The organism is Acidovorax sp. A1169 (assembly GCF_030704685.1).
Classification (GTDB): Bacteria; Pseudomonadota; Gammaproteobacteria; order Burkholderiales; family Burkholderiaceae_C; genus Acidovorax.
The window spans coordinates 110,798-135,230 of the sequence record NZ_JAUZDX010000003.1; the positions used below are offsets into that span (position 1 = coordinate 110,798).

At 67.4% G+C, this 24,433-nt stretch carries 22 protein-coding genes; 11 read left to right on the top strand and 11 right to left on the bottom strand.

The features are described from left to right. Nucleotides 1–25 precede the first annotated feature (25 nt). Nucleotides 26–886, top strand: a complete 861-nt coding sequence (locus QYL93_RS06515; RefSeq protein ID WP_305742896.1) for a helix-turn-helix transcriptional regulator — start codon at nucleotides 26–28, stop codon at nucleotides 884–886. A 3-nt stretch (nucleotides 887–889) separates the two neighbouring features. Here QYL93_RS06515 and QYL93_RS06520 read toward each other — a convergent pair whose 3' ends face one another. After that, the gene (locus QYL93_RS06520; protein ID WP_305742897.1) at nucleotides 890–1,333 is read right to left on the bottom strand and encodes an Lrp/AsnC family transcriptional regulator; all 444 of its coding nucleotides are present in this window, start codon (nucleotides 1,331–1,333) and stop codon (nucleotides 890–892) included. A 131-nt stretch (nucleotides 1,334–1,464) separates the two neighbouring features. On the opposite strand from QYL93_RS06520, the gene QYL93_RS06525 reads away from it, so the two are divergent. From QYL93_RS06525 to alkB, 7 genes are all read left to right on the top strand, one after another. Next, complete coding sequence (locus QYL93_RS06525; RefSeq protein ID WP_305742898.1) at nucleotides 1,465–2,370, top strand: DMT family transporter; 906 nt, start codon at nucleotides 1,465–1,467, stop codon at nucleotides 2,368–2,370. Between the two features lie 84 nt (nucleotides 2,371–2,454). Continuing rightward, on the top strand, nucleotides 2,455–2,811 hold the full coding sequence (locus QYL93_RS06530; protein WP_305742899.1) for a nuclear transport factor 2 family protein: 357 nt from the start codon (nucleotides 2,455–2,457) through the stop codon (nucleotides 2,809–2,811). A 14-nt stretch (nucleotides 2,812–2,825) separates the two neighbouring features. After that, nucleotides 2,826–3,698, top strand: a complete 873-nt coding sequence (locus tag QYL93_RS06535; protein WP_305743232.1) for an AraC family transcriptional regulator — start codon at nucleotides 2,826–2,828, stop codon at nucleotides 3,696–3,698. 41 nt (nucleotides 3,699–3,739) lie between these two features. Further along, complete coding sequence (locus tag QYL93_RS06540; RefSeq protein ID WP_305742900.1) at nucleotides 3,740–6,562, top strand: DEAD/DEAH box helicase; 2,823 nt, start codon at nucleotides 3,740–3,742, stop codon at nucleotides 6,560–6,562. Between the two features lie 149 nt (nucleotides 6,563–6,711). Next, on the top strand, nucleotides 6,712–7,845 hold the full coding sequence (ada, locus tag QYL93_RS06545) for a bifunctional DNA-binding transcriptional regulator/O6-methylguanine-DNA methyltransferase Ada (protein ID WP_305743233.1): 1,134 nt from the start codon (nucleotides 6,712–6,714) through the stop codon (nucleotides 7,843–7,845). Next, on the top strand, nucleotides 7,842–8,576 hold the full coding sequence (locus QYL93_RS06550; protein WP_305742901.1) for a 2OG-Fe(II) oxygenase: 735 nt from the start codon (nucleotides 7,842–7,844) through the stop codon (nucleotides 8,574–8,576). Before ada ends, QYL93_RS06550 begins: the two co-directional genes overlap by 4 nt. Next, a complete protein-coding gene (gene alkB / locus QYL93_RS06555) occupies nucleotides 8,573–9,244 on the top strand; it encodes a DNA oxidative demethylase AlkB (RefSeq protein ID WP_305742902.1) in 672 nt (223 codons plus the stop codon). The genes QYL93_RS06550 and alkB overlap by 4 nt, the downstream gene beginning before the upstream one ends. 17 nt (nucleotides 9,245–9,261) lie before the next feature. Here the strand turns inward: alkB and QYL93_RS06560 are convergent, their stop codons facing one another. After that, nucleotides 9,262–11,046 carry a DUF3592 domain-containing protein gene (locus tag QYL93_RS06560; protein WP_305742903.1) on the bottom strand — a complete coding sequence of 595 codons (1,785 nt, stop codon included), beginning with the start codon at nucleotides 11,044–11,046 and terminating at the stop codon, nucleotides 9,262–9,264. 93 nt (nucleotides 11,047–11,139) lie between these two features. Here QYL93_RS06560 and QYL93_RS06565 point away from each other — a divergent pair, with 93 nt between their 5' ends. Next, nucleotides 11,140–11,631 (top strand): EVE domain-containing protein, encoded by a 492-nt coding sequence (locus QYL93_RS06565; RefSeq protein ID WP_305742904.1) that lies wholly within the window; start codon nucleotides 11,140–11,142, stop codon nucleotides 11,629–11,631. 9 nt (nucleotides 11,632–11,640) lie between these two features. Here the strand turns inward: QYL93_RS06565 and QYL93_RS06570 are convergent, their stop codons facing one another. Together QYL93_RS06570 and QYL93_RS06575 are read right to left on the bottom strand one after the other, a co-directional pair. After that, the gene (locus tag QYL93_RS06570; RefSeq protein WP_305742905.1) at nucleotides 11,641–12,261 is read right to left on the bottom strand and encodes an NUDIX domain-containing protein; all 621 of its coding nucleotides are present in this window, start codon (nucleotides 12,259–12,261) and stop codon (nucleotides 11,641–11,643) included. Then, a complete protein-coding gene (locus QYL93_RS06575; protein WP_305742906.1) occupies nucleotides 12,258–12,665 on the bottom strand; it encodes a DUF4406 domain-containing protein in 408 nt (135 codons plus the stop codon). The genes QYL93_RS06570 and QYL93_RS06575 overlap by 4 nt, the downstream gene beginning before the upstream one ends. A gap of 69 nt (nucleotides 12,666–12,734) precedes the next feature. Between QYL93_RS06575 and QYL93_RS06580 the strand changes: the two genes are divergently transcribed. Further along, the gene (locus QYL93_RS06580) at nucleotides 12,735–13,493 is read left to right on the top strand and encodes a DeoR/GlpR family DNA-binding transcription regulator (RefSeq protein WP_305742907.1); all 759 of its coding nucleotides are present in this window, start codon (nucleotides 12,735–12,737) and stop codon (nucleotides 13,491–13,493) included. 111 nt (nucleotides 13,494–13,604) lie between these two features. On the opposite strand, the gene QYL93_RS06585 is transcribed toward QYL93_RS06580, so the two are convergent. Next, nucleotides 13,605–14,156: a DUF2199 domain-containing protein gene (locus tag QYL93_RS06585; RefSeq protein ID WP_305742908.1), complete on the bottom strand. Its 552-nt coding sequence runs from the start codon at nucleotides 14,154–14,156 to the stop codon at nucleotides 13,605–13,607. Between the two features lie 148 nt (nucleotides 14,157–14,304). Here QYL93_RS06585 and QYL93_RS06590 point away from each other — a divergent pair, with 148 nt between their 5' ends. Next, on the top strand, nucleotides 14,305–15,084 hold the full coding sequence (locus QYL93_RS06590; protein ID WP_305742909.1) for a hypothetical protein: 780 nt from the start codon (nucleotides 14,305–14,307) through the stop codon (nucleotides 15,082–15,084). Between the two features lie 14 nt (nucleotides 15,085–15,098). Here the strand turns inward: QYL93_RS06590 and QYL93_RS06595 are convergent, their stop codons facing one another. The 6 genes from QYL93_RS06595 to aceE form a co-directional block, all read right to left on the bottom strand. After that, complete coding sequence (locus QYL93_RS06595) at nucleotides 15,099–15,617, bottom strand: DUF4274 domain-containing protein (RefSeq protein WP_305742910.1); 519 nt, start codon at nucleotides 15,615–15,617, stop codon at nucleotides 15,099–15,101. A 17-nt stretch (nucleotides 15,618–15,634) separates the two neighbouring features. Continuing rightward, entirely contained in the window at nucleotides 15,635–16,834 is a 1,200-nt protein-coding gene (locus tag QYL93_RS06600) for a hypothetical protein (protein WP_305742911.1), read from the bottom strand. 65 nt (nucleotides 16,835–16,899) lie between these two features. Next, a complete protein-coding gene (locus QYL93_RS06605) occupies nucleotides 16,900–17,805 on the bottom strand; it encodes a DUF4375 domain-containing protein (RefSeq protein WP_305742912.1) in 906 nt (301 codons plus the stop codon). 178 nt (nucleotides 17,806–17,983) lie between these two features. Further along, the gene (gene lpdA / locus QYL93_RS06610) at nucleotides 17,984–19,822 is read right to left on the bottom strand and encodes a dihydrolipoyl dehydrogenase (RefSeq protein WP_305742913.1); all 1,839 of its coding nucleotides are present in this window, start codon (nucleotides 19,820–19,822) and stop codon (nucleotides 17,984–17,986) included. Between the two features lie 15 nt (nucleotides 19,823–19,837). Further along, the gene (aceF, locus tag QYL93_RS06615; RefSeq protein ID WP_305742914.1) at nucleotides 19,838–21,505 is read right to left on the bottom strand and encodes a dihydrolipoyllysine-residue acetyltransferase; all 1,668 of its coding nucleotides are present in this window, start codon (nucleotides 21,503–21,505) and stop codon (nucleotides 19,838–19,840) included. Nucleotides 21,506–21,522: 17 nt separating this feature from the next. Then, the gene (aceE, locus tag QYL93_RS06620) at nucleotides 21,523–24,240 is read right to left on the bottom strand and encodes a pyruvate dehydrogenase (acetyl-transferring), homodimeric type (RefSeq protein ID WP_305742915.1); all 2,718 of its coding nucleotides are present in this window, start codon (nucleotides 24,238–24,240) and stop codon (nucleotides 21,523–21,525) included. Nucleotides 24,241–24,433: the final 193 nt, after the last annotated feature.

Sequence of the window (24,433 nt, forward strand, 5' to 3'; positions counted from 1 at the left end):
CTATGACACGGATCTCCCCCACCCTATGAGGCAATGGCTTCCCCCTGTGCCGCCCGCATCGGGCAGGCAACCCGCCAGCGGCCAGGCCCTGGCCGGCATGGTGCAGCGCCTGGGCGAGCCCGGTTTTGCATCCGGCCTGCTCGACGACCTGGCGCCGGTTTTGCCTGCGGCCTCCTGGTCGGTGTACCGCACGGGCCAGCGCTGCAAGCCAACCCTGTTCATGTCGGCCAGCCGGGGCGTGCCCGACACCACGCAGGACTGCTGGTGGGCGTACCTGTCAGGCCCCTACCGCCGTGACCGCACCTGGGGCCGCGCGTTCGAGGACGTGCCTTCGGAGCCGCTCACCCGCCTGTGCCATGTGACGGCCACCGAGGTCGAGGGCGAACACCGTGCGCGGGTCTACGAGGCGCATGGCGTGGCAGAGCGCGTCTCGGTGGTGGACTATGAAAGCGACGGCTCGGTGTTTGCCGTCAATTTCTACCGCCACCAGCACCAGCAACCGTTCCGCGACGGGCAGATCAGCGGCTTCGAAAGCGTCGCTCCCGTGCTGCTGGCCCTGGCGCGCAAGCACATCGCGCTGGCGCGCCCGCAGGCCATGGTGCCGCTGGTGCAGGAGGAAGACACGGACCATGCCGTGCTACCTGCCCTGGTCGCCCTGCCCCAGGGCCTGCCGGCGCTGCGCGAGCGGTTGCTGCGCCTGCAGCACGACCTGACAGACCGCGAACTCGACGTCTGCGCGCGCGTATTGCAGGGCATGACGCACGAGGGCATCGCCGCCGACCTGGGGCTGGGCGTGCCCACCGTCAAGACCTACCGCAACCGCGCCTTCGCGCGCATGGGCATCCACTTTCGCAACGAGCTGTTTGCGAAAGTGCTGGGGCGGTAGCGTTCAGCCGCCGAAATTCCAGGGCGGCGGCCGGCGCCGGATGGTCTGCGCCTTGACGATGGCGGTGCTGGTCTGGGCCTTGTCGGCGATGCGGTCCAACACGCCATCGAGCTGCTCGATGGAGCGCACATAGACCCGCGCCACAAAGCAATCGTCACCCGTCACCTTGTCGCATTCGCAAAACTCGGGCGTGTCGCGTATCAGTTGCTCCACCGCCGCCAGTTGCCCCGGCAGCGGCTTGATGCGCACGATGGCCTGCAACTGGTAACCCAGCGCGCGCGGCTCAATGTCGAGCGTGAAGGCGCGGATCACCCCGCGCTCCTCCAGCCGGCGCAGCCGCTCGGACACGCTCGGTGCCGAAAGGCCCACGCGCTCGGCCAGCAGCTTGAGCGAGGTGCGCGAGTCCGCGTGCAGCACAGACAGAATGGATTGATCGACCAGGTCCATGGAAAATTACCCCAATTTCGAGCTATGCCTTCGATTATGAGGACCATCTGAAAAAACGCCTTCTTTCAACCATTCACTCGACACTGCCATTTTTCTACACTCGGTGCATCTGACTACAAGGTTGAACGGTGATGGACAAGAAGACACAGGGCACGCTGGAGATGAGCGGCGCCATGGCGATTTCAGGCACGATCGGCTGGTTCGTCGTGCAATCGGGGCAGGCCGCGCTCGACGTGGTGTTCTGGCGCTGCGCCTTCGGCGCGGCCACGCTGGTGCTGGTCTGCGCGGCCATGGGGCTGCTGCGTGGCGTGCTGACTTGGCGCCAGGCGGCCTGGGCCGCGCTCGGGGGCGTGGCCATCGTCACCAACTGGCTGCTGCTGTTCGGCGCCTACTCGCACGCCTCCATCTCGATTGCCACGGCGGTCTACAACACCCAGCCCTTCATGCTGGTGGCCTTTGGGGCCCTGCTGTTTGGCGAACGCGTCACCCTGCCCAAGCTGGGCTGGCTGGCCCTGGCCTTTGGCGGCATGCTGCTCATCGTGCAGGCGCGACCGGGTGCCAGCGATGCGGGCAGCAACTATGCGCTAGGCATTGCCATGGCGCTGGGCGCGGCCTTCTTCTGGGCCGTGGCGTCGGTGATCGCCAAGCGGCTCACGGGCACACCGCCGCACCTGATCGCGCTGATGCAGGTCTGCGTGGGCGTGCTCATGCTCGCGCCGTTTGCCAACTTCGGTGCCTTGCCGCAGGATGCGCGCACCTGGCTGCTGCTGGTCACCGTGGGCGTGGTGCATACCGGGCTGATGTATATCCTGCTGTATGGCGCGGTGCAGAAGCTGCCCACCTACCTGCAGGGCGCGCTGTCGTTCATCTACCCGGTGGTGGCCATCGCCGTGGATTTCATCGCCTTCGGCCACCGGCTGCAGCCCGCGCAGTGGCTGGGGGCCGCCGCCATTTTGCTGGCCGCCGCTGCGATGAACCTGCAGGGTCACCGGCCGCGGGCGACGACCACGGAGCCCGCAACGCAGGGTGTGAAATAGGCAGGTGAGATAAGCACAAAATGTCAAAGCCCGGATGCGGCGATGGGCACCATCGACAGCTTCTATTCACCCCAAGGAGCACACATGGACCACGCACTGCAAACCACCTGGGAGACCTACGTCGCCTCATGGAAGGCCCCCACACCCGCTGAAAAGCAGGCCCTGTTCGCCGCCAGCCTGGACGAACACTGCACCTATACCGACCCGCTGGGCGTGGCCTCGGGCTGGGAGGCGCTGGCGCAGACCATGCAGGGCTTTCACCAGCAGTTGCCCGGTGCCTACCTCGTGACCGAGCGTTTCATGAGCCACCACCAGCACTGCATGGCCCAGTGGAAGATGATGGGCGCCGATGGCGCGGTGCTCGGCGAGGGCGTAAGCTTTGGCCAGTTCAACGATCAGGGCAAGCTGCTGGCGATGACCGGCTTCTACGACACCCCCTGAATCCAGTGCCCCGTATGTTCTACCTGCACCGCATCCAGCGCGGCATCGACTTCATCGAAGCGCACCTCGATACCGACATTGCCCTGTCGGAGGTGGCGCGGGCGGCGGGGTTGAGCCAGTGGCACTTCCAGCGCATCTTCAAGGCCCTGACCAACGAGACGCTGAAGACCTATATCCGCTCGCGGCGCTTCGCCAAGGCGCTGGACCAGTTGCTGAACACGCGCCTGGGCATTCTGGACATTGCCCTGGCGGCCGGTTACGACACGCAGGAGAGCTTCACCCGGGCCTTCAAGGCCTGCTTCGAGCTGACGCCCAACCAGTACCGCAAGTTCGGCAGGCGCAGCCTTTTCGTGAAGAAGATCCAGTTCGACGAAGACTACCTGCGCCAGCTGGACCGCAACCTGTCGCTCACCCCGGACATCCGCGAGCGTGCGCCCCTGCAACTGGTGGGGCTGGCCACCCACTTCTACGGTGCCGACTCCGACAAGGACAACCTGGGCCAGAAGCTGCCCCCGCTGTGGGCGAGCTTCATGCCCCGGCTGGCAGAAGTCCCCCACCGGGTGCCCGGGGTCTGCTATGGCGTGGTGAGCCAGACCGCAAGCACCTCGGACCTGCTGCTGTACCACGCCGCCATCGAGGTCTTGCAAGCCGGCGCCTTGCCCGAGGGCATGGTGCACTTCGAAGTGCCCGCCGCCCGCTACGCCACCTTCGAGCACCGGGGCGCGCCCGAAAACGTGAACCACACGGTCAACTACATCTACGCCAACTGGCTGGCGGGGGCCGAACAGCGCCACAGTGGCGGTGCGGACCTGGAGATCTACGGGCCGGGCTACCAGGGCGGATCGGAAACCTCCGTGATGCACTACGCCGTGCCTGTGCTTGGGTAGTGTCGGATAGTGTCGGGTAGTGCGGGCACAATCACCGCCCAGTGACACGCCCTGGTGACCCCTCCTCCCATTCCGCAGAACCCGTTCCACCGCGCTTCGACCGCCAGGCGGTGATTGCCGCCTGGGTGGCCGCCCTGCGCCGCCAGGCCGATGCTGCCGCCCTGAAGGCCCTGCCCCCGTTGACGGACGCCGAGGCCGCCAGGGTGATGGGGCTGATGCGCGGAGACGGGGAGGCCAGCACCGAGGCGATCCCATCCAGGCGCCCCACCCTGCCGCCCGGCATTGCCGCCGGCCACTTCCAGCCGCGCATCACGCTCATGACCCTGGGCCGGGGCGATGGGCTGCTGGGCCTCAAGCCCCAGGGCAAGATGGGCCCGCGCGGGGACAGCGTGACGCTGGCGCAGATCGACTGGACCTACCGCCTCGAAGACACGCCCCAGGCCGCCATCGCCTGGCAGGCGCCGGCCCCCACGTCCATTCTCAACTCGCGCCCGGCGCCGCTGCAGGACCTGTACGACACCGGCGGCCCGGTGGTGCGCATGCAGCGCGACCTGGCGGGTGAGGCCGACGCCACGGACCTGGTCTGGGTCCTGGGCCTGCAGCCCCTGGACGCACGCACCCTGCAGTGGCGCAACCGCGATGCGGCGGCCAACCTGGGCCCTCTGTGGACGCTGGCGCAGGAGGCCTTCTTCGGCGACTTCTGGGCCGAGCAGGTGCCGCGCCTTGCGGCCAAGGGCTGGAGCGTGGTGGTGCGGCCCGGCTTTGCGCACGAGAGCGTGCCCGTGCAGCGCTGGAAGCTCATCATCGCCCCCGACACCGGCGAGGTGCTGGGCAAGGAACTGGCAGGCCCCGTGGGCCCGCGCGAGCGGCCGGTGCAAAAGCTGCAATTGCCCGCGCGCGAAGGCGCCTGGCTATTGAGCCTGGGCATCGAGATCGACGGCGAGACGCTGGACCTGGCGCCCATGCTGGCCGACCTGCTCAAGCGCGACGCGCGCTGGCTCATCGCGCGGCGCATGGCGCGCATCGACGACCTGGAGATCATCTCGCTGCGCGCCCCCGGCGGGCGCCGCATCGACGCGCCCGCCGGCCCGCTCAAGGCCATCGTGGGCGCCATGGTCGACCTGCTCACCGACCCCGAGCGCGCCCAGCGCAAGGAGGGCGACCCGCTGCGCCTGGGCGCCTGGGAATTGCGCCGGCTCGAAGCCCTGCGCGCCGGCCTGGTGCAGGTGCACCGCGTGGACGCCTCCAACGACTGGCAACTGCAGGGCGACATCGGCCTGTCGCAACTGGCCAAACGCCTCAAAGCCATCGGTTCTCCCCAACCGGTGCCGCCGCCCCAGGGCCTGCAGGTCCAACTGCGCCCCTATCAACTCGAAGGCCTGGCCTGGTTGCAGTACCTGCGCGCGCAGGGGCTGGGCGGCATCCTGGCCGACGACATGGGTCTGGGGAAGACCGCCCAGGCGCTGGCCCACATCCTGGTGGAAAAAGAGGCTGGTCGCCTCACCCGCCCCGCGCTGGTGGTGCTGCCGACCTCGCTGCTGTTCAACTGGCAGGCCGAGGCCAAGCGCATGGCGCCCGGCCTGCGACTGCTGGCCCTGCACGGGCCCGAGCGGGGCAAGCTGTTCACTGAAATCGCCGAGTACGACCTGGTGCTCACCACCTACCCCCTGCTCTGGCGCGACGTGGAGGCGCTGGCGGCGCAGACCTTTCACCTCCTGATCCTGGACGAAGCGCAGATGGTCAAGAACGCCGGCAGCCGCAGCGCGCGCGCCCTGCGCCGCCTGCAGGCCCCGCACCTGCTGTGCCTGACCGGCACGCCGCTCGAAAACCACCTGGGCGAACTGTGGGCGCAGTTCGACTTCCTCATGCCGGGTTTCCTGGGCGATGTGCGCAGCTTCAACGCACGCTGGCGCAAGCCCATCGAGGAAAACGGCGAGACCCTGCGCGCGCAGTTGCTCTCGCAGCGCGTGCGCCCCTTCATCCTGCGCCGGCGCAAGCAGGACGTGGCCACCGAGCTGCCCCCACGCACAGAGGTCATCCAGCGCGTGCAGTTGCAGGGCAGGCAGCGCGAGCTGTACGAAGCCGTGCGTGCCACCGCCGACAAGCAGGTGCGCCGCGTGCTGGAGCGCGAGAGCTTCGACGGCGCGCAGATCACCATCCTCGACGCCCTGCTCAAGCTGCGCCAGGTGTGCTGCGACCCGCGCCTGGTCAAAGGCAGCAAGACCTCTGCCGGCATGGAGCGTGCCAAGCTCGAACTGCTGGCCGACATGCTGCCCGCCCTGGTCGCCGAAGGCCGGCGCGTGCTGGTGTTCTCGCAGTTCACCGAAATGCTCAACCTGGTGGCCGGGCAGTTGCAGACGCTGGAGCTGCCCTTCCTGAGCCTCACGGGCGAAACCCCACCACGCCAGCGCGGCGCCGTGGTGCGGCAGTTCCAGGCACAGGACGAGACCAGCCCGCCCATCCTGCTGGTGAGCCTCAAGGCCGGCGGCGTGGGCCTGAACCTCACCGCCGCCGACACCGTGGTCCACATGGACCCGTGGTGGAACCCCGCCGTGGAGGAGCAGGCCACGGCCCGCGCCCACCGCATCGGGCAGGACCAGCCGGTCTTCGTCTACAAGCTGGTGGTGGAAGGCAGCATCGAAGAGCGCATGCTGGAACTGCAGGCGCGCAAGGCCGCCCTGGCCCAGGGCGTGCTGGGGCACGACGGCGAAGGCGCCGTGAAGTTCAGCGAGGCCGACCTGCACGCACTGCTAGCACCCCTGTCGGAGCCGCAGAACAACCCGCTGGCGATACCGGGCGAGGATGCGCGGCGCTGGGGTGGCACGGGGCTGCGCAGAGCACTGCCCTTTGTGCCTGATCCCTGACCCCACGGCCACCCCTGCCATGCGACATGGGTGCAGAATTCAAAAGCAAGCTTCGGGGTGCGTGGATCGCAGGCTGTTTCTACAGTAGGGCCATCTCCATTCCCTTTGCGAGGCCACCCATGCATTCCACCGCAACCGCTGACAGCACCATGCCGCCCACCCGCCCCGCCAAGGCCACCAAGGACGCCCAGGCTGCAGCCACCCTGGCCGATCCGCGCTGGGCGGCGGTGTGCGCGCGCGACGCCCAGGCCGACGGCAGCTTCTACTACTCGGTGCAGACCACCGGTGTCTACTGCCGCCCCAGTTGCGCCGCACGGCCAGCCCTGCCCGAGAACGTGCGCTTCCATGCCAGCACCGCCGATGCCGAGCGCGCCGGCTTTCGCCCCTGCAAGCGCTGCAAGCCGACCCAGGCATCGCCCGTGGCGCACCATGCGGCCCTGGTCACCGAGGCCTGCCGGATCATCGAGGCGGCCGAAACCCCGCCCACGCTGGACGAACTGGCCGCCCGCGTGGGCATGAGCGCGCACCACTTCCACCGCATCTTCAAGCAGGCCACGGGCCTCACGCCCAAGGCCTATGGCGCCGCCCAGCGCGCGCGGCGGGTGCGCAGCGAGCTGGCCGCGCCGGTGGCCGGCAGCAGCGTGACCGATGCCATCTTCAACGCGGGCTACAACACCGCCAGCCGCTTCTACGAAGAGGCCGATGGCGTGCTGGGCATGACGCCCACGCGCTACCAGGCGGGCGGCAATCAGGTCACCATCCGCTTTGCGATTGCGCAGTGCTCGCTGGGCGCCATCCTGGTGGCGCAGAGTGCGCGCGGCGTGTGCGCCATCCTGCTGGGCGACGATGCCCAACTGCTGGCGCAGGACCTGCAGGACCGCTTCCCCCAGGCCCACCTGGTGGGCGACGACCGCAGCTTCGACGCCCTGGTAGCGCGGGTGGTGGCCTTTGTCGAGGCGCCCGGCCTCGGGCTGGGCCTTCCGCTGGATGTACAGGGCACGGCCTTCCAGCAGCGGGTATGGCAGGCGCTGCAGGCCATTCCCGCCGGTGAGACGGCCAGCTATGCCGAGATTGCCCAGCGCATAGGCTCCCCAACCGCCGCCCGCGCCGTCGCCCAGGCCTGCGCCGCCAATGCCCTGGCCGTGGCCATCCCCTGCCACCGGGTGGTGCGCAACGATGGAGCGCTGTCGGGCTACCGCTGGGGCGTGGAGCGCAAGCAGGCCCTGCTGGAGCGCGAGCAGCGGCAGGCCACGCACGGCGAAACCGAAGGCCAGCCCGCATGAATGCCCGCCTTCCCGAACAGGCCGCTGACTGGAATACCCGTGCCGGTGCCATCGACTGGCCTGCTACCGAGGACACGCTGAACACCGAGGGCTGCGCCGTCCTCGAAGGCCTGCTCTCCCCCGCCGAATGCGAGGCGCTGGCGGGCCTGTACACCGAGCAAGGCATTTTCCGCAGCCGCGTGGTGATGGCCCGCCACGGCTTTGGCAAGGGCGAGTACCAGTATTTCGCCTACCCGCTGCCGCCGCTGGTGGCCGGGCTGCGCGAGGCGCTGTACCCGCACCTGTGCCCCACGGCCAACCGCTGGAATGCGCTGATGGACATCCCCACCCGCTACCCGGCCACGCATGCCGAGTTCATCGACCGCTGCCATGCGGCCGGCCAGGTGCGCTCCACGCCCTTGCTGCTGCAGTACGAGACGGGCGACTACAACTGCCTGCACCAGGACCTGTATGGCGAGCATGTGTTTCCGCTGCAGGTGGCGATACTGCTGTCGGAGCCGGGCCGCGACTTCACGGGCGGCGAATTCGTGCTCACCGAGCAGCGCCCGCGCATGCAGTCGCGTGCCGAGGTGGTGCCCCTGCGCCAGGGCGATGCCGTGGTGTTCGCTGTGCACCACCGCCCGGTCAACGGCGTGCGCGGTCCCTACCGCGTGAACATGCGCCATGGCGTGAGCCGCCTGCGGTCAGGGATGCGGCACACGGCCGGCATCATCTTCCACGACGCGACATGACCCTGAACCTGTTCAGCGACGACGAAGAGGCCTTGCTGCTGGGGCAACAGGCAGGCACGCGCGAACCGCTGGCGCCCGGTGCCGTGCTGCTGCGCGGCTTTGCACTCGGCCTGGCACCGGCCCTGCTACAGGCGGTGGAGGCGATCACCGCCCACGCCCCATTCCGCCACCTCGAAACGCCCGGCGGCCAGCGCATGTCGGTGGCCATGACCAACAGCGGCCCGCTGGGCTGGATCTCCGACCGCAGCGGCTACCGCTATGGCCGGGCCGACCCGCTGACCGGCCGCGCCTGGCCCCCCCTGCCCACCGTGTTCGCCACCCTGGCACGCGAGGCGGCCGAGGCCGCAGGCTTCGCATGTTTTGAGCCCGACGCCTGCCTCATCAACCGCTACGCCCCCGGCACGCGCCTGTCGCTGCACCAGGACAAGGACGAGAAGAGCTACGAGCACCCCATCGTCTCGGTGTCGCTGGGCATCCCTGCCGTGTTCCTGTTCGGTGGCGACTCGCGGGCCGACAAGCCGCAACGCATTCCCCTGGCGCATGGCGACGTGGTGGTCTGGGGCGGCCCGGCGCGCCTGCGCTACCACGGCGTGATGCCGCTGGCCGAGGCCGTGCACCCGCTGACCGGCGCTTTTCGCATCAACCTGACCTTCCGCAAGGCGGGGTGAGGCTGGTCAACACCCCCTCAACCTGGCGCTAATCCCTTGGTATAGCCGGTCTGGCGGCACAGGGAAGACAGCAGTTGCCCCGCCGCCGCCTTGCCGCGCAGGCTGTCTGCCACGGTGATGGTCTTGCCACTGGTCAGCACCGCCTGCAGGCGGTAGTAGGTTTCCTTCTGGCCGCCGGTCTCGGTGGAATAGCTCTCCTTGAGCTCCAGGCCTGCAATCTCGCCCGCCGCTGCCTCGCTCTTGAAGCTCACGAGGCCCAGCACGCGCCGCTCGGTGTGCAAGCCCTGGCGATCCAGGTGTACCGTGAGGCTGTTGCCCAGGCCGTAGAGCGCACTCAGTACGACCAGCCAGCCAATGCCGCCGAAAAGTGCGCTGAACAGCAGCGGTGCCTCGCTGTTCCACAGCAAGGTGCCCGCGCCCGCAAAGACGGCGCCAAACACGAGCAGCGCCAGCATCAGCTTCCAGCGCCGGCCATAGGGGAAGTACAGCCGCACGCCGCCGGGCACCTGCTCCACGTCCGAGACGTCCTCTTCGTCCGTCTTGGCCACCTCGCCCAGTTGCGGGTGCTGCGCCGCATCGTGCTGCAGCCAGACGGACTTCTGGCCCGTGATGTACACCGGCACCTCGAAGCTCTGCACGAAACCCGGCGCCGCGTTGTCGCCGGTGCTGCCCGGCACGCTTCGCACTTCCACACGCCATTCGTGGTATTCGCTGCCAGGCTCTCCCGATGCGGGCAAGTGCGCAGGCAGGTCGAAACGGAAAGCGATGCGCACGCCATCGGCCTGCGGCTCCACCTGCGCCAGGCCACGCACCTGCCACAGCGTGCGGCTGCTGTAGGTGGTCTTGTTGCCCGAGCGGGTGCGGGTGTGCTCCGCGCACAGCAGCGTGGCCAGAAAGCGCAGCCCCGCCTCGTACGGCACGGGCACCACCAGGCTTGCGCCGAAGTGCCCGCCGATGGACCCCGGGAATGGGTCGAGCGTGAGCCGCAGGTCACCATAGCGCCGTGCGTGGAGCGTGGCGCGCACCGCCCAGACCAGCAGGGCCAGCCCAGCCAATGGAAACAGCAGCAAGGCGCCCGCTAGCAGAGGGTCGCCGCGCTCCAGCGTGCGCGGCACCACCATGGCGGCCATGGGGAGCGCCACCCCGTTCCACACCAGGGCCAGAACCCACAGCACCCACCGCCCGATGCGTCGGCGCGCCCGGATGCGGTTGTCCTTCCACTCGGCGCCGGACTCCCAGGGGCGTGCTTCCCAGGTCCTCTCAGCCACCCGTTCCTCGCTGGACAGCACGGACCGGATGCGCCACGCGAACAGCATGATGCCCAGGCCCGCCCCGCCAAACACCAGCGCAAAAATCAGCTTGAAGACCAGCATGCCGGGCCGCAGGCTTCTGTCCAGCACCGCTTCGGCAGGGTTGTCGGGGTTCACCCAGGCCTGCACCGGTGTGCCGCTGCGCTGCGCCTCCTCCAGTCGGGCGCCCAGTTCCTTCTGGAACTCGCCCACGTTGTCGCTGCCCGAGCCGATGGCCACGCGGCGCCCGGTGTACTCCTGCCCCGCCACGCGGTACTGGTACTCGGCTTTCACGCTGTAGGTGGTGGACTTGCTGCTGCGGCTGGCCACCGTCTCGGCCGAGGCCAGCGTGGCCTGCACCGGCTGCCAGCCCTGCATGGTCGACCAGTCGACCAGCGTGGGCAGCACGCTCAGCAGCAGCAGGCCCAGGCCTGCGGCCGCAAAGGGCAGCCCGAAGAGCGCCAGCACCCAGGTGCCGGGGCCTTTGCTCTTGCGCTTGGATGGTTCAGCCATTGGTTGTTTCGCCACGGCCCATCTGGACCGCAGCGCCTTTCCCCTCACGGACGTTGTTTGCGTCGGCCCCCGACTCTTTGCCAGAATGGTGCCATGACATCACCCTCCAGCGCCACCCCCCGCCACTGGCTCATGAAATCCGAGCCCGAGGAATGCTCCATCGACGACGCCCTGGCCGCCCCCAAAGCCACCGTGCCCTGGACCGGCGTGCGCAACTACCAGGCGCGCAACTTCATGCGCGACGGAATGCAGGTGGGCGATGGCGTGCTTTTCTACCACTCGAGCTGCGCCGAGCCAGGGATCGTCGGCATCGCCCGCGTGGCGTCCGGCACGCGGGCCGACCCCACCCAGTTCGACTCGGCATCGCCTTACCACGACCCCAAGTCGCCGCCCGACGCGCCGCGCTGGCTGCTGCTGGACGTGCAGGCCCTGCGCAAGACCCGCCTATTGGGCCTGCCCGAACTGCGCCAGCACCCCGAACTGGCCGACCTGCGCGTGCTGCAAAAAGGCAGCCGCCTGTCCATCACGCCGGTGGATGAGTCCCACTGGAACCGGATCGTCGCGCTGCTGGACGGCAAAGGCTGATACCGGGCATCAGCCGTTGTTTTTCGCCAGCACCAGCGCCACATGCTGCAGCAGCATGATGGTCTTGCCATCCTGGATGCGCCCCGAGGCGATGGCGGCCAGGGCTTCGGCCAGGGGCATTTCGATGACCTCGATGTCCTCGCCCTCCTGCGCCAGCCCGCCGCCGGCCTGCACCCGGTCTTCGGGTTCGTACTCGGCGACAAAGAAGTGCAGCTTCTCGGTCACCGAGCCCGGGCTCATGTACGCCTCGAACAGCTTGCGCGGTGCGCGGATGCGGTAGCCGGTCTCTTCCTCTGCCTCGCGGCGGATACAGGCCTCGGGCTCGTCGCCATCGAGCAGGCCGGCGCAGGCCTCGATCAACTGGCCATCGGGTGAGCCATTGAGGAAGGCCGGCAGGCGGAACTGGCGCGTCAGCACCACCGTGCGGCGCACGGGGTCCCACAGCAGCAGCGCGGCGCCGTTGCCACGGTCATAGGCCTCGCGGCTCAGCCGCTGCCACTGGCCGTCGCGGCGGCGCAGCTCGACGCTGATCTTGCGCAGGGTATACCAGCTGTCCGACAGCACCTGGGCATCCAGCAATCGGACATCTTCGGCATCACCCGGCAGTGGCGTGGGCTGGGGCCGCTTCATGCCGCCACCCCCTCTGCCGCTTGGTGTACCGGCAGTTCGCCGATATGGTGGTAGACCGGCAGGCCCATGGCCTGCGCCCGTGCCACGTCCATGTCGGCACCGCGCGATGCGCCCGGCAGGCGCAGCACGGCATCGCAGCGCGTGAGCAAGCGTTCGGCCACCGGGTATTGGTAGGCATGGAACACGGCATCCCCGTGCTCGCGACCACCGGCCGCATGGATGATGGGCAGCGCCAGCCACTCTCCCAGCATGGGCAGGTGCCCGCGCTGGTAGATGGGCAGTGCCGCAGCCTCCAGCCGCTCGCGGTTGGCGGCGATGCGGGCGGGGTCGCCATCGGTGCCCGAGAGGTAGGGGCCGGCGATGAGCACAAGCAAGGGGCGGTCAGCCGCCATGGGATCAGGCATGGGTTTCTCCAAAAATGCATTCGTGCAGTATCATGCATTTTCATTGAATTTCATGCAATTGCACAGACCATGCTCACCACCCAGCGCAAGCAACTCATCCTCCAGCGCCTGGCGCACGATGGCCAGGTTGTGGCCAAGGCTCTCAGCGACGAATGGGGTATCTCCGAGGACACGGTGCGCCGCGACCTGCGCGAGCTGGCTGCGGAAGGCAAGCTGCAGCGTGTGCACGGCGGCGCCCTGCCCGCCTCGGCCGCCGTGGGCGACCTGCGCGTACGCAAGGAGCTGGCGCCCGATGAAAAACGCCTGCTCGGCCGTGCCGGGGCGGCCATGGTGCGCCCCGGGCAGGTGGTCATCCTGGACGGAGGCACCACCGCACTGCAGGTGGTGCAGCACCTGCCGCTCGACCTGCGCGCCACGGTGGTGACCCACAGCCCGGCGGTGGCCACGGCGCTGGCCGGGCACACGCACATCGAGGTGCTGAGCCTGGGTGGGCGCCTGTACCGGCACTCGATGGTGAACGTGGGCGCCAGCGTGGTGGAGGCGGCCGAGCGCCTGCGCGCAGACCTGTTCCTGATGGGCGTGACGGGCGTGCACGCCGAAGGCGGCCTCACCACCGGCGACTTCGAGGAGGCCGCCGTCAAGCGCGCACTGCACCGGCGCGCGGCCGAAACCGTGGTGCTGGCCTCCACCGACAAGCTCGGTGCGGCATCGCCCTTCACCGTGGCGGCACTCAACGAGCTGGCCACGCTCGTCGCGCCGGCGACCGTGCCCTCCCGCATCCGCAAGGAGTTGCAGGCCACAGGGGTCAACCTGCTCCTGGTTCAGTAGTCCGCCTGGGGGATCAATGGGTATGGTGGCCCGAGCCGCTGCGCCGCAGGTGCGCCGCCATGGCCAAGCGGCGCCGTCTTCAGCCCGGTTGCGGGCAGGCCCCTCGCGCGGTCAGCCAGCCTTGATCGAGGCGAACCAGGCCTTGATGGACTCGACGCGCTCGGGGCTGACACCCCCGGCTTGGTCCTGCACCAGCGGATGCGGCCCAGCATCCAGCACAAAGTCGGGCCGCAGCCCCAGTGGCTCGATGCGCACCATGAGCGGCAGGCCGAGGGTGACTGGATAGAACGGGATGTCGGTGGCCATCACTGCAGCAAAGGGTGCATTGGTCTCCCTCCCCTCGTCACCCCGGATCCCCTGGTACCACATGAACAGTTCCTCGCTGATCTCGGCCCAGGCACCCCAGGCAAACTCATCCGCATGGCCCGTGATGGGGAGCATGACCGAGCCGTAGAGAAAGAACCGTTCGTCGTCGATCACGCACATCTCGCCGTTGGACCAGACCCGCTCCGCCCACTCCGCGGGCGGAACCTTGTCCGTCAGTGTCGGCCGCGAAACCGGGATGGAAACCGACAGCCCCCCGTGGGCCACCCCACAGGATGGGCAGATGTCGGGGGTTGGGGCTGGTTGTATACCTGCCCTTGGCGGGCTACTGTTGGTCATGCGGTCGTGCTCGTGGAATCGGCCACCGTTTGCGTGGAACGGGAGAGCATGCTAACTGACGGACCGGCTGGTTGGGCCGCAGGCCTACACCGGTATCCAGGCACCCTGCCTATCATCAGTGCTTCCTCGCCCCACGCTGCCAGCTCCCATGCGCAACCTGCTCGACTTCACCTCCTGGTCCACGCTGCTCACCACCCTGATGGGCTTGCTGGTGGCCACCCTGGTCATGGTGGGCACGCGCCTGGTGTTCATGCAGACCATCCAGAAACGGCGCGAGCGCGAGAACCGGCAGATCAACGAGCGGCTCAAGACCTTGATCGCCGCGTACAAGACGCTGGGCGGCTCGTTCACCGGGCAGTTGCAGGTGCACCCCACGCACATGCGCGACCTGCACCGGCAGCAGGTGCATCAAAGCGCCGTCCACATGGCCTTGGCGGATGGCAGTGCCACCGAAGCCGATGAAGCCGAGCCGGCCGATGCGGTGCCCTCCCCCACCTTGACCAGCACCGAGCGCCAGCGCCGCGTGCGCGATGCCGTGGAGGCCGCGCTGTCGGATGTGATCCTGCTCGGCACCGAGGAACAGGTGGAGCTGGCCGCAAAGGCCGCGCAGGACATGGTGGCTGGCCGCAGCATCGAGACCGCGCAGCTGGTCGTGTCGCTGCGCCATTTCATCCGTGCGGCGCTGGACCTGGAGCCCATCCCCGCCGCGGTGGCGATACCCAACCAGGGCCCGTTGAGGCCAGCCGGGAGCGGCGGTGCCGCAGGCAAGCGTGCGGGAGGCAGTGGCAATGCCGAAGCCGGCGGCGGGCGTGCAGGAGGTGCAGGCGGTGGTGGCTCCGGCGGGGCCGGCATCGGCGGCATGGCCCTGGGTGTCGGGGTGGGCTCACACCGCGCAGACAGCGACACGATCGACGGCCCGGGACGCTAAACCAGAGGACGTTGTCAGTCTTCGCTCTCCTCGAACAACGCATACAGCGCCACCGCCACGCTCAGTGGGAGCCCTTCGTCAAAGCCCTCCGGGTCTTTCGAGACCTCGACAAACTCGCTGCCGTTGACGGGCTCCAGCATGAGCGCAGGCACGGGCCGCGCCACAGCCACACCAGGGTAGTCATCGGGCCGGCCGCCTTCGGAGGTGTGCGGGTCGAACCAGATGTTGCCGGCTTCATAAAAGCCCCCCGCATAGCGCTCCTCGATCAGGCGCAGCAGCGTGAAGGTCTCGGGGCTCAAGGCCTGCTCTGCCGAGGTGAACTGTACATGCCAGGCGGCCCCCAGGTACCAGTAGATGAGCAATGCAGTGCCCCGGTCCAGCCTGGGCTGGTCGAGCAGCCAGCGCAGGGCCTGCTTGTTGCCGTCGTAGTTGGAGCGCGCGGCGAACACATGCCATGCAGCGGGAGAGGCATCGGCCAGGTAGGCGTGCACCAGGTTCCAGGCGCGGGCTTCAATGTCGTTGTCGGAAGTCATGCAAAAAGTTGGTTGGATCAGGCGCCCAGCACAGGGGGCCGCTCGATCAGGCTTTGGAGAATCGCGTCGAACAAGGCATTGCCATCGTTGCCGCTGACGGGCTTCCACTGCACATGCTGCGTCACGCGCTGGCGGTGGCGAAGGGTTTCGACCCAGACGTCGCGCAAGGGTGTCTTGCAGTGCAATGCCAGCACCAGCAGGGCCATCTGCTCCTGCAAATAGAACAGGCCGTGCACGCCGCTTTCGCCGTCCCTGAGCACGCGGCTGACCTGGTCCACCGAGAGCAGCAGCTTGCCCAGGGCCGCCATGTCCTTGGGCGCGTCCTGCCAGAGGATGGCGCGCTCGGCGGCCCAGAAGGCCAGGGCCTTGGCATAGTCGCCCAGGTCGTGCTCGCTGCGCAGATCGTTCTGGCCCAGACGCGGGTTGCGGTGCCAAGGGATTTGCTGAAAATCGTTCAAGCTGCGTTCGTAGTCGGGGACGAAGGCCTTGATGCGGCCGCGCAGTTCGGGCCCGCCCAACTCGTCCAGGCGGGCCAGCCAGGCCTCGCGCACGCCAGGCAGCCACCAATGCACGGAGCAATGGATGTACTGCCGGTCATGCTCGGGCTGCACCTGTATGAAAAACGCCTGCACCGTAGGACCATGACTGCGCTGCACAAGGCGTGCGCGTGAGTTCACCGGATGGGGGTGGACTTCGAAGCCCAGCGGCGCGAGCCGCTCCATCAGCGCGCCGCACAGCACGTCCAGGCTGTGGGGCACCCGCGCCGGGGCAAAGCTGCCGGGCGCGGCCTGCACCTTGGGCGGCTCTACCCGCAGGGAGCGTTCGGCAAAGGGCTCGACCGTGCCGTCCTCGTAGACCACTTGGCGGTCCAGCCGGTACAGCGCCCCGCCCTGCGGCTCAAACAGCTGCAGCCCCGCATCCGCCGCCACATGGCCCAGGGTGGAGAGCACTGTGGCGTCGAGCGCCTGCACATCGACACCCAGATTCAGCGGCCAGTGGTCCAGCGGCCCGAACGGCAGGCCCTCGGTCCAGACCAGGGGCTGCTCCACGCCATTGGCACCGGCCGCCAGCGGGTAGTGGCACTGCACCTCGCGCAAAAACTGGTCGAACATGGCCACCACCCGGGGCGTGGCCCGCTGGTCGCGCTGGCACGCGGCCAGCGCGGTGGGCACGTCGGTGGCCGTGATGCGGTCGAAGATCTGGACGATGAAGCTCATGAAAGCGGCAGGCGCCCGAAAATGTAACGGGATCAGCGGATTGTGCGCAATGGTGCGCCGGGCGGCTACCGGAAAACCCCGCCTGCACGGGACTCGATGCATTCGCACAACGGCTTGTAGAAAGCCACGTTGTAGCCGCGCACGCCGATGTCCTGGTGGATCAGTGCGCAGTAGTGGGCCTCCAGTGCGACCCAAAGGTCCTCGGCCCCCTTGAAGATGGCCGATGCGTGCTCGATTCCGTTGCTGGCGGCCCGCAGCCGGGCCGCAGTGGCCTCGTCGTCGCGCGCCATGGTTTCCAGGAGGGCCACGCGCTCGTCCGGGTCCTTGGGGATGCGCTGACCGGGGAAGACGGCATAGGCCTCGCGCAGGATGTCGGCATACGGTGCCATGCCCAGCAATTCGAAGCCTGCCAGTGCTTCGTGTGCCAGCTCGCCGTAGCTGTTGTAGAAGAACTGCGAGAAGCCGCCGTTGCAGATTTGCCCGTCTGCATTGGCGATCGCCCACAGAGCCATTTGCACAGGGGTCATGCGGGCCGACCACTCCATGGCCGCTTCGGGATCGTCCCATGCCCAGACGACACCGATGCGGCTGACCGCATATTCGAAGTAGTCGTACCAATCGAAGGAGGGATAGGAGCCTTCCGCGGTCAATACCGCCAACGGACCGGGGTTCCGGGGCCTGAGGCTCAGGATATCGCCACCCTCGGACAGCGGCGCCCCATCGGCTGCAGCCAACCGCCAGCCACCTTTGGTCAGTCGCATGAATTCCTGTCCGTCGGCGTAAGCCAGGGCTTCGAAGTCGCCGTCGCAAGCCTGTGCGCGCAGCGGCTTCCAGACGGCACCGGGGTCGGTAGCGGCGCCTTCTTGCAGCTCGTCGGTGAGAACCATGGAACCGTCAACGATCATGCGCACGTGGGTACGAAGCTTGTTGCCTTTCTTGGCGTCCTTGATGAAATGCCGTTCGTAAGCCATGGTGCGAGGTGGTGTGTAGCTCTCATCGTAGAGCACCGCCGGGCGACTCTTCGGTAGATACGTGTGCCTGAGATCAAACACGTGCTCCCGCCCACGGGCCAGCCCATAAAAAAAGCCCGGACCGTTGCCAGGCCGGGCTTTCGTTTCGGAACTGCACAGTGTGCTGTCCCTGGCTATGTCACTTCTTCTGCGGCGGCACGTCCGTGCAGCTGCCATGCGCGATCTCCGCCGCCATGCCGATGCTCTCGCCCAGCGTGGGGTGCGGGTGGATGGTCTTGCCGATGTCCACCGCGTCCGCGCCCATCTCGATGGCCAGCGCGATCTCGCCGATCATGTCGCCGGCGTGGGTGCCCACGATGCCGCCGCCCAGGATCTTGCCGTGGCCATGGGCCTCGGGGCTGTCGTCGAACAGGAGCTTGGTGTAGCCCTCGTCGCGGCCGTTGGCGATGGCGCGGCCCGAGGCCGTCCACGGGAACAGGCCCTTCTTGACCTTGATGCCCTGGGCCTTGGCCTGGTCTTCGGTCAGGCCCACCCAGGCCACTTCGGGGTCGGTGTACGCCACCGAGGGGATCACGCGGGCGTTGAAGGCGGCGCTGGCCAGCTCCTTGTTGCCCTGGATCTCGCCGGCAATGACTTCTGCGGCCACATGCGCTTCGTGCACCGCCTTGTGCGCCAGCATGGGTTGGCCCACGATGTCGCCGATGGCGAAGATGTGCGGCACGTTGGTGCGCATCTGGATGTCGACGTTGATGAAGCCGCGGTCCGTGACGGCCACGCCGGCCTTCTCGGCGGCGATCTTCTTGCCGTTGGGGGTGCGGCCCACGGCCTGGAGCACCAGGTCATAGGTCTGCGGCGCCGGCGCGGTGCCGCCCTCTTCCGCTGCGGCAAACGTCACCTCGATGCCTTCGGGCGTGGCCTTGGCCCCCACCGTCTTGGTCTTGAGCATGATGTTGTCGAAGCGCTTGGCGTTCATCTTCTGCCAGACCTTGACGAGGTCGCGGTCGGCGCCCTGCATCAGGCCGTCCATCATTTCCACCACGTCCAGGCGCGCGCCCAGGGTGCTGTACACCGTGCCCATTTCCAGGCCGATGATGCCGCCGCCCAGGATGAGCATGCGCTTGGGCACTTCCTTCAACTCCAGCGCGCCGGTGGAATCCACCACGCGCGGATCGTCGGGCATGAAGGGCAGGCGCACGGCCTGGCTGCCGGCGGCGATGATGGCGTTCTTGAAGGCGATGACCTTCTTGGTGCCCGTCTTCTCCTGGCCGGTGGCGCCGCTGGTTTCTTCCACTTCGAGGTGGTGGGCACCGACGAACTGGCCCAGGCCGCGCACGGTGGTGACCTTGCGCATCTTGGCCATGGCGGCCAGGCCGCCGGTCAGCTTGCCGATGACCTTTTCCTTGTGACCGCGCAGCTTGTCGATGTCCAGGGTGGGATCGCCGAAGCTCACGCCCAGGTCGGCCATGTGGCTCACTTCGTCCATGACAGCCGCCACGTGCAGCAGTGCCTTGGAGGGGATGCAACCCACGTTCAGGCACACGCCGCCCAGGGTGGCGTAGCGCTCGACCAGCACGACCTTGAGGCCGAGATCTGCCGCGCGAAACGCTGCGCTGTAGCCGCCGGGGCCGGCGCCGAGCACGAGCAGGTCGCACTCGAGATCGGCCGTGCCGCCAAAGCTTGATGCCTGGGGTGCGGGTGCGGCAGGGGTTGCCGAGGCGGCCGGAGCCGGGGCTGCTGCTGCAGGCGCAGCCGCCGGTGCGGGAGCGGCGGCACCTGCGTCCGCTGCCTCCAGCGTCAGCACCACGGCGCCTTGCGCGACCTTGTCACCGATCTTGACCTTGAGCTCTTTGACCACGCCAGCGTGGCTGGAGGGGATCTCCATGGAGGCCTTGTCGGACTCCACGGTGATCAGGCTCTGCTCGGCCTTGATGGTGTCGCCGGGCTTGACCAGCACTTCGATGACGCCGACTTCGTCGAAGTCGCCGATGTCCGGAACCTTGATATCAATGATTGCCATACCAGGGTCTCCTCGTTACAGCAGGATGCGGCGGTAGTCCGCCAGCACCTGGCCCAGATAGGCATTGAAGCGCGCAGCGCTGGCACCGTCGATCACGCGGTGGTCATACGACAGCGACAGGGGCAGCACCAGGCGCGGCACGAACTGCTTGCCGTCCCACACCGGCTTCATCTGGCCCTTGGAGAGGCCCAGGATGGCCACTTCGGGCGCGTTGATGATGGGGGTGAAGTGCGTGCCGCCAATGCCGCCCAACGAGCTGATCGACATGCAGCCGCCCTGCATGTCGGCCGAGCCGAGCTTGCCGTCGCGGGCCTTTTTGGCCAGATCGCCCATTTCCTGGCTGATCTGCATGATGCCCTTCTTGTCGGCATCCTTGAGCACGGGTACCACCAGGCCGTTGGGCGTGTCCGCCGCAAAGCCCACGTTGTAGTACTGCTTGTAGACCAGGGTGTCGCCATCCAGGCTGGTATTGAACTCGGGGAACTTCTTGAGCGCGGCCACCACGGCCTTGATCACGAAGGCCAGCATGGTGACCTTGACGCCGCTCTTCTCGTTCTCCTTGTTGGTGGAGACGCGGAAGGCTTCGAGCTCGGTGATGTCGGCCTCGTCGTTGTTGGTGACGTGGGGGATCATCACCCAGTTGCGGTGCAGGTTGGCGCCGCTGATCTTCTTGATGCGCGACAGGTCCTTGCGCTCGACCGTGCCGAACTTGCTGAAGTCCACCTTGGGCCATGGCAGCAGGTCCAGGCCTGCACCACCACCACCACCGCCGCCCGCAGGCGCCTTGGCCGCCTGGGCCTTGGTCTGCGTGGCGCCGCTCATCACCTGTTTGGTGAAGGCCTGCACGTCGTCCTGGCTGATGCGGCCCTTGGTGCCGGTGCCCTTGACTTCTTCAAGCGGCACACCGAGTTCGCGGGCGAACTTGCGCACGGAGGGGGATGCGTGGGGCAGGCCTGCCGTGGGGGCGCCTGGCTGGTGGGCCGGCACTGGCACGGCGGCGGCTGCGGGCGCTGGGGCGGCTGCGGCCTGGGCCGGCGCAGGTGCTGCGGCTGCAGGCGCAGCAGCGGGTGCTGGTGCCGCTGCCGCCACGGGGGCAGAACCTTCGAGCACGGCGATCAGGTCGCCGATGTTCACGGTGTCGCCGATCTTGACCTTGAGCTCCTTGAGCACGCCGGCGGCGGGCGAAGGGATCTCCATGGAGGCCTTGTCGGATTCGACGGTGAACAGCGACTGCTCGAGCTTGATGGTGTCACCCACCTTGACCAGCATCTCGATGACGGCCACGTCCTTGAAGTCGCCGATGTCGGGCACGCGCACTTCCACCGGGCCCGAGGCGGCTGCAGGGGCAGCCGCCGCTGGGGCGGGCGCTGCAGCGGCAGGTGCCGGTGCGGGGGACGCGGCGGCTGGCGCGGGTGCGGCAGCAGCAGGCGCCGCAGCCGCTTCGCCCGCCACTTCCAGCGTGAGCACCACGGAGCCCTGCTTGATCTTGTCGCCGATGGCGACCTTGACCTCTTTGACCACGCCAGCGTGGCTCGATGGGATCTCCATCGAGGCCTTGTCGGATTCGACCGTGATCAGCGACTGCTCGGCCTTGACGGTGTCGCCGGGTTTGACCAGCAATTCGATCACGCCGACTTCGTCGAAGTCTCCGATGTCCGGAACTTGAATGTCTACCAATGCCATTGTTGTCTCCGGTTCTTTTATGCGTACAGCGGGTTGACCTTGTCGGCCTGGATGTTGTACTTGGCGATGGCCTCGGCCACCTTGGCTGCGGGCACCTTGCCTTCTTCGGACAGCGCCTTCAGGGCCGCGACGACGATGTAGTGGCGGTTGATTTCGAAGTGCTCGCGCAGCTTGCTGCGGAAGTCGCTGCGGCCAAAGCCGTCGGTGCCGAGCACCTTGTAGGTGCGGCCGGCGGGGATGAACGAGCGAATCTGGTCGGCGTAGTTCTTCATGTAGTCGGTGGAGGCGACCACGGGGCCTGCGGTCTTGCCCAACTGCTCGGCCACGAAGGAGACACGTGGCGTTTCGGTCGGGTGCAGCAGGTTCCAGCGCTCCACGTCCTGGCCGTCGCGGGCCAGTTCGTTGAAGCTCGGGCAGCTCCAGATGCCGGCGGCCACGCCCCAGTCCTTTTCCAGCAGTTCCTGGGCAAAGAAGGATTCGCGCAGGATGGTACCGCTGCCCAGCAGTTGCACGGTGGGTGCATCGGCGGCCAGGGCGGGCGCCTGCTTGCACAGGTACATGCCCTTGATGATCTGCTCTTCCGTGCCGGGCTGCAGGCCGGGCATGGGATAGTTCTCGTTGAGCAGCGTGATGTAGTAGAAGACGTTTTCCTGGCGCTCGACCATGCGCTTCAGGCCATGGTGCATGATCACGCCGACTTCGTGGGCGAAGGTCGGGTCGTAGCTCACGCAGTTGGGGATGGTGCCGGCCAGGATGTGGCTGTGGCCGTCTTCGTGCTGCAGGCCTTCGCCGTTGAGCGTAGTGCGGCCCGAGGTGCCGCCCAGCAAAAAGCCGCGGGCCTGCATGTCGCCCGCCGCCCAGGCCAGGTCGCCGATGCGCTGGAAGCCGAACATCGAGTAATACACGTAGAACGGGATCATGATCCGGTTGTTCGTGCTGTAGCTGGTGGCGGCAGCGATCCAGCTGGCCATGCCGCCGGCTTCATTGATGCCTTCCTGCAGGATCTGGCCGGCCTTGTCTTCACGGTAGTACATCACCTGGTCGCGGTCGACCGGGGTGTACAGCTGGCCCTTGGGGTTGTAGATGCCGATCTGGCGGAACAGGCCTTCCATGCCGAAGGTGCGGGCCTCGTCCACCAGGATGGGCACCACGCGCGGGCCCAGGGCCTGGTCGCGCAGCAGTTGCGTGATGAAGCGCACATAGGCCTGGGTGGTGGAGATTTCGCGGCCTTCGGCCGTGGGTTCGAGCACCGCCTTGAAGGTGTCGAGCGAAGGCACGGTGAAGCTCTCTTCGGCCTTGGGCAGGCGCTTGGGCAGGTAGCCGCCCAGGGCCTTGCGGCGCTCCTGCAGGTACTGCATTTCGGGCGTGTCGTCGGCCGGCTTGTAGTACGGGATGTCGGCCAGCTGGCTGTCCGGGATCGGGATGCTGAAGCGGTCGCGGATGTACTTGATGTCCTCGTCCGAGAGCTTCTTGGTCTGGTGCACGGTGTTCTTGCCTTCACCGGCCTTGCCCATGCCATAGCCCTTGACGGTCTTGACCAGCAGCACGGTGGGCTGGTTCTTGTGCGCGTTGGCGGCGTGGAAGGCGGCGTAGACCTTGGCGGGCTCGTGGCCACCACGGCGCAGCTCGAAGATCTCGTCGTCGGTCATGTGCTCGACGAGCTTCAGAGTCTCGGGGTGGCGGCCGAAGAAGTTCTTGCGCACGAAGGCACCGTCGTTGGCCTTCATGGCCTGGTAGTCGCCGTCCAGCGTCTCCATCATCAGTTGCTTGAGCTTGCCGGTCTTGTCGCGGGCCAGCAGGGTGTCCCAGCCATTGCCCCACAGGAGCTTGATGACGTTCCAGCCGCTGCCGCGGAACTCGCTTTCGAGCTCTTGCACGATCTTGCCGTTGCCGCGCACCGGGCCGTCCAGGCGCTGCAGGTTGCAGTTGATCACGAAGACCAGGTTGTCCAGGTTTTCGCGTGCGGCCAGGCCGATGGCGCCCAGCGATTCGGGTTCGTCCATCTCGCCGTCGCCGCAGAACACCCAGACCTTGCGGTTTTCGGTGTTGGCGATGCCACGGGCGTGCAGGTACTTGAGGAAGCGTGCCTGGTAGATGGCCATCAGCGGGCCCAGGCCCATCGACACCGTGGGGAACTGCCAGAATTCGGGCATCAGCTTGGGATGCGGGTAGCTGGACAGGCCCTTGCCGTCCACTTCCTGGCGGAAGCTGTCGAGCTGCTCTTCTGTCAGCCGGCCTTCGAGGTAGGCGCGGGCATAGATGCCGGGCGAACTGTGGCCCTGGATGTACAGCAGGTCGCCGCCGTGGTCTTCGCTGGCCGCATGCCAGAAATGGTTGAAACCGGCGCCAAACATGCTGGCCACCGATGCGAACGAGCCGATGTGGCCGCCCAGGTCGCCGCCGTCGGCGGGGTTCAGGCGGTTGGCGCGCACGACCATGGCCATGGCGTTCCAGCGCATGTAGGCGCGCAGGCGCTTTTCAATGGCGATGTTGCCGGGGCAGTGGGCTTCCTGGTCGGCCTCGATGGTGTTCACGTAGGCCGTGTTGGCCGAGAACGGCATGTCGATGCTGCTCTGGCGTGCATGTTCCAGAAGCTGTTCCAGCAGGAAATGGGCACGCTCGGGGCCCTCCTTGTCGATCACGGCGGACAGCGCATCCATCCATTCACGGGTTTCCTGCTGATCGACGTCGGTACCGAGGCCAAAAGCGGCCTGAGGGTCGGGCTGAGCTGACATGCTTTGTCTCCTATAGGTGTGGCAGCAATTTAGAACACTGCCCCTAGTTTCGCACAACTTTTTGCGAATTTCAAATGGTGCCCATTGATATCACATTATGAGAATTTGCTGCAAACGCACAAGAACGAGCGTTCGCAAATGATCCGCGGCCTGCCCGAAAAACGCACTCCCAGGGATCGTGGACAGGTTTGTC